The 13,029-nt window shown below is 36.8% G+C and carries 9 protein-coding genes; 3 read left to right on the plus strand and 6 right to left on the minus strand.

Going from position 1 to position 13,029, the window contains the following annotated elements:
- Positions 1–348: 348 nt before the first annotated feature.
- Both nagA and nagB read right to left on the minus strand, forming a co-directional pair.
- The gene (gene nagA / locus GQR59_RS01235) at positions 349–1,503 is read right to left on the minus strand and encodes an N-acetylglucosamine-6-phosphate deacetylase (RefSeq protein ID WP_160060351.1); all 1,155 of its coding nucleotides are present in this window, start codon (positions 1,501–1,503) and stop codon (positions 349–351) included.
- Positions 1,504–1,597: 94 nt separating this feature from the next.
- Positions 1,598–2,398, minus strand: coding sequence for a glucosamine-6-phosphate deaminase (nagB, locus tag GQR59_RS01240; RefSeq protein ID WP_160060352.1), 801 nt, complete (start codon positions 2,396–2,398; stop codon positions 1,598–1,600).
- A 264-nt stretch (positions 2,399–2,662) separates the two neighbouring features.
- On the opposite strand from nagB, the gene nagE reads away from it, so the two are divergent.
- Together nagE and glnS are read left to right on the plus strand one after the other, a co-directional pair.
- Positions 2,663–4,129: an N-acetylglucosamine-specific PTS transporter subunit IIBC gene (gene nagE / locus GQR59_RS01245; protein ID WP_160060353.1), complete on the plus strand. Its 1,467-nt coding sequence runs from the start codon at positions 2,663–2,665 to the stop codon at positions 4,127–4,129.
- Positions 4,130–4,632: 503 nt separating this feature from the next.
- Positions 4,633–6,294 (plus strand): glutamine--tRNA ligase, encoded by a 1,662-nt coding sequence (gene glnS, locus GQR59_RS01250; RefSeq protein ID WP_160060354.1) that lies wholly within the window; start codon positions 4,633–4,635, stop codon positions 6,292–6,294.
- Positions 6,295–6,461: 167 nt separating this feature from the next.
- Here the strand turns inward: glnS and GQR59_RS01255 are convergent, their stop codons facing one another.
- The 4 genes from GQR59_RS01255 to GQR59_RS01270 all read right to left on the minus strand — a co-directional run bounded on the left by GQR59_RS01255 (position 6,462) and on the right by GQR59_RS01270 (position 11,234).
- Positions 6,462–7,157 (minus strand): exonuclease domain-containing protein, encoded by a 696-nt coding sequence (locus GQR59_RS01255; RefSeq protein ID WP_160060355.1) that lies wholly within the window; start codon positions 7,155–7,157, stop codon positions 6,462–6,464.
- Positions 7,157–9,001, minus strand: a complete 1,845-nt coding sequence (locus tag GQR59_RS01260; protein WP_160060356.1) for a DUF294 nucleotidyltransferase-like domain-containing protein — start codon at positions 8,999–9,001, stop codon at positions 7,157–7,159. The genes GQR59_RS01255 and GQR59_RS01260 overlap by 1 nt, the downstream gene beginning before the upstream one ends.
- A 236-nt stretch (positions 9,002–9,237) precedes the next feature.
- On the minus strand, positions 9,238–10,956 hold the full coding sequence (locus GQR59_RS01265; protein WP_160060357.1) for a sodium:solute symporter family protein: 1,719 nt from the start codon (positions 10,954–10,956) through the stop codon (positions 9,238–9,240).
- A 14-nt stretch (positions 10,957–10,970) separates the two neighbouring features.
- Positions 10,971–11,234, minus strand: a complete 264-nt coding sequence (locus GQR59_RS01270) for a DUF4212 domain-containing protein (RefSeq protein WP_025564851.1) — start codon at positions 11,232–11,234, stop codon at positions 10,971–10,973.
- A 555-nt stretch (positions 11,235–11,789) separates the two neighbouring features.
- On the opposite strand from GQR59_RS01270, the gene GQR59_RS01275 reads away from it, so the two are divergent.
- Complete coding sequence (locus GQR59_RS01275) at positions 11,790–12,953, plus strand: PilT/PilU family type 4a pilus ATPase (RefSeq protein ID WP_160060358.1); 1,164 nt, start codon at positions 11,790–11,792, stop codon at positions 12,951–12,953.
- The last annotated feature ends 76 nt before the right edge of the window (positions 12,954–13,029 follow it).

Consider the following 13,029-nt stretch of genomic DNA (forward strand, 5'->3'; position numbering starts at 1 on the left):
TCTGATTTTAAATATAGTTCCGCTTTCATTAGCCAGAGTTGAGGTTAATGAAAATGAGAATTAAAATTAAAATTAAGTTAAAAATTATGACTAAAGATCTCAGATCGCAAAGTAAAGCCCAAACCATTTTTAAAACTAGCTTAATTTATTTTTTAAAGTAAATCTTGTCGTAATGAAACCAATGGCTAGTTGTTATAGAGTGTTACAACGCAGTATTGATTTTTCGAGTTGGCGACCTGCAGGGCAAGCCGTGAGCCAACCACTTTCGCCGTTATAACGTCTCGATTTAACCTGTTAGAACCTTACCTTTATGTCGATAATTTGTTTATCACACGACTTGCTGATTTTTCATCTTGAATGGTGACGGGTATATAGGCCATTTACCACGGTAGCAGTGACTTGGTAATCATTATTGAAAATAGCTAGGTTAGCTATTTTACCTGAATGGATACTACCTAATTTATGTTCGACTGAAATCGCTTTAGCAGGGTATAGCGTAGCCATTCGAATAGCCTCATCTAATGGTATACCAACAAACTTAACGCATTGTTGTATTGATTCAATCATCGTGACCGCGGATCCACCCAAGGTGCCATCTTCACCAAAACATTTACCGTCTTTATAATAAACAGTGGTGCCAACAAAATCGAATTGGTTGCCGAATAAATCGATATCAGCCCCTGCAGGTGCAGTTGCATCGGTTACTAATATTAATTTATCTCCCATGATTTTTTTAGACAGCCGCACATTTACATAATCAACATGAAATCCATCAACGATAATACCTGCGTAGATGTTGTTATCATAAACGGCACCTACTATGCCAGGCTCTCGACCTGTGATTGACGACATAGCATTGAATAAATGTGTAGCACAAGAAGCACCATGTTTGATTGCGTTTGTTGCTTGCTGGTAAGTACCGTTGCTATGACCTAAAGAAACCACAATACCTGCATTGCTTAACTGAGTAATCACATTATCAGGCGTCATTTCGGGAGCAAGAGTTATTTGACTAATGATGTCTGCATTATCACAGATAAGATCAATCATTTCAGTGTTGGGCTTTCGAATAAACTCTGCTCGGTGAATACCTTTTTTTACCAAGTTAATATAAGGACCTTCAAGATGTAAACCTAAGACTTCATTATCTGTTGTTTGCATATAATCGCGTACTACATCTAAAGCCTTTTTCATTCTTTCATCGCTGTCTGTGATAAAAGTAGGAAGGTAGCTAGTTGTACCAGATTTTAAATTGGCAGCCTGCATTGTTAACAATGTTTGTTGTGTTTCCGCACCATTAAACATAACGCCACCGCAACCATTGAGCTGTAAGTCGATAAAGCCTGGTGTTAAGTTGTCGCCATTTAAATCTATGCAACGAGTATCGGAAGGAAGTTCATTGATAGGAATGATGGCTTTGATCACTTCATCTTCAACAATGACTGCATGATCAACAAGAATGGATTCAGTTGTGTAGATCACGCAATTAGTGAGTGCATACATGGAAAATAGCTCCGTTTAATAAAGCAAATTGATATGTTCAATGATTTAGTAAGCACTGAAATAGGCATGTTCTAAGTCATTTAATGGGGTTGAGCTATAAGCCATGAATATGTTCAGCTTCTAATTCCTGAAAATACTTAAGGGTTTTAACTTTAAGCTCCATGGTTGATTCCGCATCGCAGACAATAATTGCTTTTTGATGTAATTGTAAGGCGCTAACCGTCCACAAATGATTAACACAGCCTTCAACTGCGGCTTGTAGCGCTAGTGCTTTATGGCGACCAGTGACAAGTGTTAATACTTCCGTTGCATCTAATAACGTAGCAACGCCAATGGTTAACGCTAACTTGGGCACTTTATCGATATCGCTATCAAAAAATCGGGAGTTAGCAATCCTAGTTTCTTGCGTTAGTGTTTTAATTCGTGTGCGAGAAGCTAATGATGAGCCGGGTTCATTAAATGCAATATGACCATCGCTCCCTACACCTCCCATAAAGAGATTAATTTTACCGTAGCTTTTTATTTTATCTTCGTAGCGTTGGCATTCTGCTTCTAAATCGTCGGCTAAGCCATTTAATAAGTTAATATTGTGTGGTTGTATATTTACATGGTTGAAAAAATTATTGTGCATAAAGCTGTAATAGCTTTCTGAATGTGAAGGTTCGATACCGACGTATTCGTCCATATTAAAAGTCACTACATGCTTAAAGCTAACTTTTTCTGCTTTATATAATGCAATCAAATGCTCATAAGTTGCTAATGGAGAACTACCAGTCGGTAAGCCTAATATAAATGGACGATCTTTTGTTGGAGAGAATTTGTTAATTTTGTTCACAATATATTGAGCGGACCAACGACCAACATCGGATAAATTTTTAAGTGGAATTAAACGCATTTTTTCTCCAAATAGTTAAAATTTAAGCTTAATTCTTCTTGTGAGTTAAGTTTAATGGTAATGCTTGTATTGGTTTTTTTCAAGTTGAACCTTGAGTGATCTGTGTCACATAATAAGCTCATCGAGTTTGCGGGCTTTGATAAAAACTTTAGAGTCATAATTTAGCTAGATTATTAAAGTCTTTGTATTTAGAGGCTTTCTTTAACCAGTTAAAATGGATAATAATCAATGTGAATTAAGTTTACATCTCAAGGGAGAGTGACAATGAATATTTTAGGTTATATGCAGAAAGTAGGTAGAGCCTTGATGGTACCAGTAGCCGTCTTACCTGCTGCCGCCATTTTAATGGGGATTGGTTATTGGATTGACCCTAATGGTTGGGGAGGTGACTCTCAGCTTGCTGCTTTTTTAATTAAAGCAGGCGCGGCGGTCATCGATAATATGGCGTTGTTATTTGCTGTTGGTGTTGCCTATGGACTGTCTAAAGATAAAGACGGTGCAGCGGCTCTTTCAGGATTAGTGGGTTGGTTAGTGGTGACTACTTTATTATCTCCTGGCGCTGTTGAACAAATTACCGGTGTTGCTGCGGATGCTTCTTTCGGTAAAATTGAAAACCAATTTGTTGGGATTTTAGTCGGTATTATTTCTGCTGAATTATATAATCGATTTTCAGATGTTGAGCTGCATAACACATTAGCTTTCTTTTCTGGTCGTCGTTTAGTGCCTATCGTCGTTTCTATAGTGATGATTGCAGTGTCATTTGTCTTAATGGCTATTTGGCCACTTATTTTCTCTGGCCTACAACACTTTGGTGAAACGATTGCTGGTATGGGGGATATTGGTGCAGGCATTTACGCTTTCTTTAACCGTTTATTGATTCCAGTTGGTCTGCACCATGCGTTAAACTCCGTATTTTGGTTTGATGTGGCAGGTATTAATGATATCCCGAACTTTTTAGCGGGTCAGGACACTATTACTAAGTTTGCTGCTGAAGGTAAAACGGCGATGGGTACTGTTGGGATGTATCAAGCAGGTTTCTTTCCTATTATGATGTTTGGCTTGCCTGGCGCGGCGTTAGCTATTTACACAACGGCAAGAGCAGAACATAAGCAGAAAGTCGCTTCTATCATGTTAGCAGCTTCTTTAGCTTCGTTTTTTACAGGCGTAACGGAACCGTTAGAGTTTTCATTTATGTTTGTTGCGCCATTGCTCTATGTTGTGCACGCAATTTTAACAGGCGTATCAGTCTTTATTGCCGCTAATATGGAATGGATAGCTGGTTTTGGTTTCTCTGCTGGTTTAGTTGATATGGTACTATCTTCGCAAAATCCATTAGCCAAACAATGGTATATGTTGCTTGCACAAGGTGTTGCTTTCTTTGCTATTTATTATTTTGTTTTCTTAGCATTAATTAAAGGGCTTAACCTTAAAACTCCTGGACGTGAAGATGCTGACGATGAAGCTATCAATGTCGTTGCTGAGAGTCGTGACGATAGTGATAGTTTAGCCAATGCATATGTGGTGGCATTAGGTGGAATGCAGAATATTGAAGTTATTGATGCTTGTATTACTCGTTTACGTCTCACGCTAAAAGATCGCAGTACTATTAAAGAATCCGATCTAAAAAGCTTAGGGGCAATGGGTGTCGTGAAACTAGGAGAAAATAATCTTCAAGTTATCATCGGACCACAAGCGGAAAGTATTGCAAATCGTATGAAGCTTTCAAAGTAGTAGTTAACTAGTTTATTCAATAGGCACTCATTGAGTGTCTTTTTTGCTTCTAAGCCAGTAATACTCATTGTATTAAGCCTGTTATGACGATTACATTAAATGTGTTATCTAAATTTTGCGCTGGAAAAGCAGTTCAATTCAAGGCATAAATTGAGCCTATTGAAAATTAACTTCGTTAATCTTCTATCGGAGAATTAACCAAAAGAGGTTAATTCTTTAATGGCTGCTCCCTTTACGAAATTTACAACGAGGAAGTGGGCTGTTTTACGAAAGAAAAGTGCCTTAATTTGAGACGTAAATATAGTGAATACGTACTCTTTTCATTAAACTTACAATACAAAAGTAAGCTATTTTAACCTTCAAAATAGACTCGCCATTTATTCTGGTTGGTATTATTACCCTATATCCCTACGATACCTCCCATTTGTTATTATTTCACTTGAGCTTAGCGCTAGAATATACGATGATTGCCCCTTTATGAATCATGTATTTTAGAGGTCACAATGTCTGAACTGGAAACACGCCCAAGTAATTTTATTCGCACTATTATTGAAAACGATCTTGAGAGTGGTAAACACCAGACAATCCATACACGCTTTCCTCCTGAACCGAATGGTTATTTACATATTGGCCATGCTAAATCTATCTGCTTAAACTTTGGTTTAGCACGTGATTACCCCAATGCAGCCTGTAACCTACGTTTTGATGATACAAACCCGGTTAAAGAAGATGCTGACTATGTTGCTGCTATTGAAAAAGACGTAACTTGGTTAGGTTTTGAGTGGCAAGGTGATGTACGTTATTCGTCTAACTACTTTGAACAGCTTTTTGATTATGCTATTGAGTTAATTGAAAATAATAAAGCGTATGTTTGTGAGTTAAATGCTGAACAAACACGTGAATATCGAGGCACATTAACGTCTGCAGGTAAAGATAGTCCATTCCGCGACCGTTCAATTGCAGAAAATTTAGATCTATTTAATCGTATGCGTGCAGGTGAGTTTGAAGAAGGCTCGATGATGCTACGTGCTAAAATCGATATGGCTTCGCCTAACATGAAAATGCGTGATCCGGTTATTTACCGTATTCGCTTTGCACATCATCATCAAACGGGTGATAAATGGTGCATTTACCCAATGTACGATTTTACACATTGTATTTCGGATGCAATCGAAGGCATTACACACAGTTTATGTACGTTAGAGTTTGAAGACCATCGTCCATTATATGATTGGGTTTTAGCGAATATCAGTATTGAGTGTAAACCACGTCAAATTGAGTTCTCTCGTTTAAATTTACAGTACACATTAACGTCTAAGCGTAAGCTAAATGCATTAATTGAAGAAAATATTGTAACAGGTTGGGATGATCCTCGTATGCCGACTATTTCAGGTATGCGTCGTCGTGGTTATCCTGCTGCTTCACTACGTGAATTTTCAAAACGTATTGGTGTAACAAAGCAGGAAAATACGGTTGAATTTGCTTCATTAGAAGCTTGTGTTCGTGAAGACTTAGAAGCTAACGGCGCACGTGCGATGGCAGTACTTGATCCAATCAAAGTGACTATTACTAACTATGAAGAAGGCAAGTTAGAGCAATTAAATGCACCTGCTCATCCTAAAGATGAAAGCATGGGCACACGTGTTGTTCCATTTTCTCGTGAGTTATATATTGATGCTGCTGATTTCCGTGAAGAAGCAAATAAAAAGTATAAGCGTTTAGTACTTGGTAAAGAAGTACGTTTACGTAATGCTTACATGATCAAAGCGGAAGAGGTTATTAAGGATGATGCAGGTAACATTACTGAAATCCTTTGTTCATATGATCCGACAACATTGGGTAAAAATCCTGAAGATGGCCGTAAGCCAAAAGGGGTTATCCACTGGGTGAGTGCGGCATCAAACCATCCTGCTGAATTCCGTATTTATGATCGTTTATTTACGGTAGAGAACCCTGCGGCAGTTGAAGATATTCATACTGTTATTTACCCTGACTCATTAGTGATTAAACAAGGTTTTGTAGAAAATAGTTTAATCGATGCTAAAGCTGAAGTGGCGTATCAATTTGAGCGAGAAGGTTACTTCTGTGCAGATAATAAAGATTCAAGTGCTGCTAAACTGGTATTTAACCGCACAGTTGCATTACGTGACTCTTGGACTGGTTAATTTAAACTAACCTCAATTCTGAAAAAAGGTTTACTGAAAAGTAAGCCTTTTTTTATGCCTATAAATTGGTGCTGGTGGTTTGTCTTATACTACTGAATATTGACTCGTTTTTTCGATGATTTTGACTCGTTACTAAATTAAATAAGTCTTTTTTGAAAGTGAAGCGATCAATGACTTCCAAGTAATTGAGCTAACGTTATATTGTTTAATCCTCCCATCTTATTTAATTGAGCCAATAGTAATTCAGCGCAAGCTAATGCGTCTGTTAATGCATTATGTGCATTATATATAGGTAAATTGTAGCGTTCTCTACAGGCGTTTAAACGTAAGCTGCCTGTATTTAAAAATTGGTGTTTACGAAGTTGTCTTTTTTTATCAATCATCAATGTATCGATTGCAAACAAAGGAAACGATTGCTTACCTATTGTCCGTAATGATTGTTGTAAGAATTGCAAATCTAAAGGTGCATGATGTGCGACTAACACTTTATGTTGGCATTGTTCAAAGAGCCACTCTAGCGCCTCTTGTTGTGTTAAAGCATTGTTTAAGTCTTTATCTAAAACACCATGAATAACAGCACTTTGACCAACACTACCTTGAATCTTTATGAATTTATGTTGTGCAAATTTAGGTTGTATTTGACCATTAATAATAGGAATAACACCTATGCTGACCATTTGATCTTTCTTCGGGTTTAATCCTGTCATTTCAATATCTAATGCGAGTAAATCAGTTTTGGAAATAGGTTGGTTAAGGTTTGTTAATAGATATTGATAATGGGTTTGTAAGTGATCAGGTTTCCCTAACTTATTATTTTTAATAAGTCGTTTTAATTTGTTATTTAACCACCATTGCTGCAACATTAAAATTGTCTTAAAAATTTATGTTTCACGGTACCTTGGGCTTCATGAATGACTTTAAAGGCATCTTTTAATTGGTGCCTGACTAATGATGAAAGGCTATCAGGCAAAATATAATTAGAGACGGGTTGCGTGTTATTAAATTGCTGTCCTTGGTTCGTAAGGCGTTTATGGGCAATAAACTCCCAAGCATCTAATAAGTTCATTGCAATATCCTTATCTATGGCTGACAACGTAATTAACGCTTCAATACGCTTGATTGTATTTACTTCCTCTAACCCTACGGATAAAGCATATATTCTGACAATATCATTAATTAATGCATTACCTTTATGTTTTAGATCGATTCCTTTTACTTCACTACCATCTCGTTCGAGTACAAAACTTCGGAAAAAGCCTAACGGAGGAGTTGATTGCAATGCATTTTGGCTAAGCGCCGCAATGAATATATCGTTATTCTTTGTATTCTTTAATACCGTTGTTTGTAATTGCTTAAATAAACTTAGATCACCAAATACAGGTCTCATATCAAAGAAGATCGTTGCATTTAATAAGGCACTGGGATCGGGTGTTTTAATCCATTTAGAAAATGCTTGTAACCATTGTTGTAATGTTAATTGCCACTTTGGGTTTTGTGCCATGATATTACCTGGACAAAATGGAAACCCACATTCATTGAGTGCACTACAGACATATTCAGATAATTGTTTGAAATAGTCTTTTTCTACTTTAGTTGCTTCTCTTTCTAATATTAATGCATTGTCTTGATCTGATCCTGCCATTTGATCTTGACGGCCTTGCGAACCAAAAGCAAGCCAACAGAATGCCATGGGTGCAGGTCCTAATTGCTCTTGTTTTAATACAATTAAGCGACGTGTTAAGGAGTCTGTCACAGAAGTAAGGACTCGGCCTATTTCCATTGCTTTAGCGTCACTACTAATCAAGTTAAATAATAAGTCTGGTATTTTTTGGCTGACTTGAATCAGTGACTCTAAACTATTTTGACGATCTATTTGGCCAATTAACAATAAAGGTTGGGAGCTTTGGCTCCTGATTAAATCAGTGCTCGTAATGATAGCAATCGGTTTATCACCGTTTACGACGGGTAAATGATGAATATTTTTTTCACTCATTTTTAGCATTGCTTCAAAAATCAATGCTTCAGGTTCAATCGTGGTTGGGTTTTTTGTCATTGCTTCTTTGACTAATAAGTCACCTGTTAGACCTTTCGCTAGTACACGGTTACGTAGATCTCTATCGGTTAAAATACCACAGAGTTTGTCTTCATTAACCACAATCAGAGATGAAAGACGCTTTTCTGACATTAATAATGCAGCTTGGTGGATAGTTGCCTCACGTGTAATAGTTGTTAGCTCTCGTGACATGATGCTCGTTATACGAGCGGTACTAATATGGTTATGGTTGAGTGATCCTTGGTTACGCAGACGCTTGGCAAAAGCTTGATTAAAGAACCGATCAAATGAGTGACAATTAGCTCGTAATTGATCGAACATAACTGCGGGCAGATGATAAACCAAACCATCCTCTAAAATATGTACTTGATTAACGACTTTCTCTCCAGAAAGCATCCCACTAAATCCGAAGTATTGGCCTTCACCAATACGATCAATTAACTCTCCTTGTTGGGTGGTCACTTCAAAAGCACCGCTGCGTACAATATAAAGTTGTGGTTCGTTACTATCAACATGTACCAACTTTTGTTGTTGACCGTAATAGGCAATGCTTAATACCTTGCAACATTGTTTAAGCGTTTGTTCTTGCAATGAATCGAAAGGTGCTAACTTACGCATGAAATCAAAGATTGGCTGTAATTCACTATTATCCATATGTACCTAATTACCTATTATGTGGGCTGATAGTTAACTCATAACAGTACTTAATAAAAAGATGTTTGATGAAGCGGTATCTCTTTAAAAGTGCATGGTAAAAGTCACTTTATAAATGGTCATTTAGCTAATAGTTGCTCCGTTTATCTTCTTTTATAAAGGAGCTCCTATAAAAATACTATTATAAAAATTAATGAAAAAAAAAGCGCCGAAGCGCTTTTAACATTCAATCGATTTTAATGATCTTGTGCTTCACCTGCTCCTTTAGGGAAACGAATTGATTCGACCATATCAACCACGGCTTGCGGTGTTGGTGCTGTCATTCTGCAGACTAGAATCGCGACTACAAAGTTAATCACCATACCTAACATACCTATGCCTTCTGGCGATACGCCAAATAACCAATTCTCAGATACATTTGCAGCAGGGTTTACAAATTTAAAGTAAACAATGTAAATAGTCGTAAATGATAAACCTGCTAGCATGCCAGCGATAGCGCCTTCTTTATTCATTTTCGTTGAGAAGATACCCATCGTAATAGCTGGGAATAAAGAGGAGGCGGCAAGGCCAAAGGCGATGGCCACGACGGCGGCTACAAATCCTGGTGGATTAATACCAAAGTAACCTGCCATAATAATACCGGCACCTGATGCCATACGTGCATACATTAACTCCTTATTATCAGAGATATTGGGCATTAAGTTCTTTTTCAATAAATCATGAGAAACAGACGTTGAAATAACTAATAGTAGACCTGCGGATGTTGATAACGCCGCTGCCAGACCACCTGCAGCCATTAACGCAATCACCCATGCTGGTAAGTTTGCCATCTCTGGTGTTGCCAATACTATGATGTCACGGTCAACATTCATCTCATTTCTTTCATCATTTGAGTAGAACATTTTACCATCGCTATTCTTATCGTCCCATTTGATTAAACCTGTTTTTTCCCAGTTTTCAATCCATAGTGGTGCTTCGGCATGTGGTACACCTTGGCTTTCTGGACCGTTGATTGACTGAATCATGTTTACACGTGAAAAAGAAGCTAATGCAGGAATAGTGGTGTACATAATCGCGATAAATAATAATGTCCAACCAGCAGAACTACGTGCATCCCTTACTCTTGGTACTGTGAAGAAACGAACGATTACATGGGGTAAACCGGCCGTACCAAACATTAATGCACCTGTAATAAACAGTACATCAATCATGTCTTTAGAGCCTTCAGTATACTGAGCAAACCCTAATTCTGTAGAAAGACCATCCAATTTATCTAGTAAGTAAATACTTGAACTATTACCCGTTGCATCCAGTAATTCTGCACCGAACCCTAATTGAGGGAAGATATGGCCTGTCATCATGATTGAAAGAAAAACAGCAGGTACCATGAAAGCAAAAATCATGACACAGTATTGCGCTACCTGAGTATAAGTAATCCCTTTCATGCCACCTAAAACAGCATAGAAAAATACCACACACATACCGATATAAACGCCGGTATCAACTTCTACTTCTAGGAAGCGAGAAAATACAACACCTACACCGCGCATTTGACCCGCAATATAGGTAAAACTGATGAAGATTGCACAGATAACAGCAACAGTACGTGCTGATTGAGAATAGTAACGATCACCAATAAAATCTGGCACGGTAAATTTGCCAAATTTACGAAGATAAGGAACCATCAAGAGTGCAAGCAGTACATAGCCGCCAGTCCACCCCATAATGTATACACTACCATCATAACCAACGAAAGAAACAATCCCCGCAAGTGATATAAATGAAGCGGCTGACATCCAATCCGCCGCGGTTGCCATACCATTTAAAATTGGCGGAACACCTCCGCCTGCTACATAAAACTCTTTTGTTGAACCCGCTCGTGTCTTAATTGCAATGCCGATATAAACAGCAAATGTAACCCCAACTACCAAATAGGTTAATGTTTGAACATCCATTTTTTTACTCCTTATTATTCGTCAACACCATATTTTTTGTCGAGGGTATTTGATTTTTTTACATAGACAAAAATCAATATTAAAAAGACGTAAATGGAACCTTGTTGAGCGAACCAAAATCCTAATTTAAATCCCATAAAACTGAATTCATTTAATATATCAACGAGTAATATGCCGCACCCAAATGAAACAAAAGCCCAAATAACCAATAATTTGATTACCAGTTTGAGGTTTTCGTTCCAATATCCCTTTGCTTTATCTGAATCTTCAAAGCTCACTGCCACTCTCCTTAATCTTACTAATGAGAAAGAAACTAAAGCTAATTACATTATTTTGTATTTTAATTAACCATCAATTAAACAAAAAATAAGCATTCACTTTTAATCACTTATTAGTTTTACTGAGAAAGTTATTTATCTTCTAAGTAAATGTGTTGTTAATACTATGTTAATTTATTTACTTTGCTATGGAGGGACAAAGAGCTAGATCATGTTTTACTGAATAAAAAGTGAGCATCTCATCACATTAGTTATCTATAATATTGTTTTTGTGAACACAGGTTGTTTCTCTATAATTTTTTATTACGTGGATGAATAAATAACTCACCTTTTTTATGGGGCTATTAAAAGTTATTAAATATGATTTTTTATGCACTATTTTTGATTTTAAATTCATATGTATGTAATTAGTAGTAGATTGACTAGGCTGTTATGCAGAAAAAATATAAAATCAGGTTACGTGCTAGGATTAAATCAATAGCAATTAAATTATTAATAAAATAAAAAGTCATATAGCAATACAGCATATATAGATTTTAGATGGATAAATAAGATATGGAATTTGAGACAATGTTAAACGAGTTAGCAAGTAAAGATGGATCTGATCTTTACTTAGCTACTGGTGCACCGCCTTCTGCTAAATTTCAGGGATCACTTATGCCTTTAAGCGATGTTTGTTTTAAACCGGGTGAAGTTGGTGAAATCGCTAATGCAATAATGGATGAAGAACAAAAAGTAGAGTTTGCCCATACATTAGAAATGAATCTTGCCATTTCACTCGCGGGCATAGGGCGCTTTCGTGTCAACATATTCAAACAGCGAAATGATATTTCGATTGTTGCTCGTAATATCAAAATTGAAATTCCGAAGTTTGAAGATTTGAGATTACCTGAAGTATTAAAAGAAGTGATCATGTCTAAAAACGGTTTGGTTTTGTTTGTTGGTGCGACGGGGTCTGGTAAATCAACATCATTAGCTGCATTAATAGACCATCGTAATACTAACTCTTCTGGCCATATTATTACTATCGAAGATCCTGTTGAGTTTGTACATAGACATAAAAAAAGTATTATTAATCAAAGAGAAGTAGGAGTCGATACGCGCAGCTTTCATGCCGCATTAAAGAATACTTTGCGCCAAGCACCTGACGTTATTTTGATTGGTGAAATACGTGATAAAGAAACAATGGAGCATGCTTTAGCTTTTTCTGAAACAGGGCATCTAGTGCTTTCTACATTGCATGCGAATAATGCAAACCAAGCAATAGATCGCATCATTAACTTTTTTCCTGAAGAACGACGTTTACAATTATTAATTGATTTAGGCAATAATCTTCGATCTTTTGTTTCACAACGTTTGGTTCGAACTATTGACGGTAAAAGATGTGCTGCTATTGAAGTTATGATGGGCACATTAACTATTCGAGATATGATCAAAAGAGGTCAATTTGAAAAGCTAAAAGAAATAATGGAAAAATCTAAAGAGTTAGGTATGCAAACTTTTGATGGTGCATTATTTGAATTAGTGAATGAAGGTTTGATTACTAAAGAAGAAGCGATTAAAAACTCTGACTCTCCGACCAACTTAGCACTTAAATTTAAGTTGGATAAAGGCAATGGCGAAGATGACGAAGAGGATAATAAAAAACAAGCGAGTAGTTTAAGCCTTGAAGAAGAACGTCCTAGTATGCCTGATATAAATGATCTCACTTTTTCATAATCTATCATTAATTATCTATCTAAAAATAAGCGCTTCGGCGCTTTTTTATTATAAAAAATTTAATAATAAGCGCATA

Origin of the sequence: Psychromonas sp. L1A2 (assembly GCF_009828855.1) — a bacterium.
Lineage (GTDB): Bacteria > Pseudomonadota > Gammaproteobacteria > Enterobacterales > Psychromonadaceae > Psychromonas.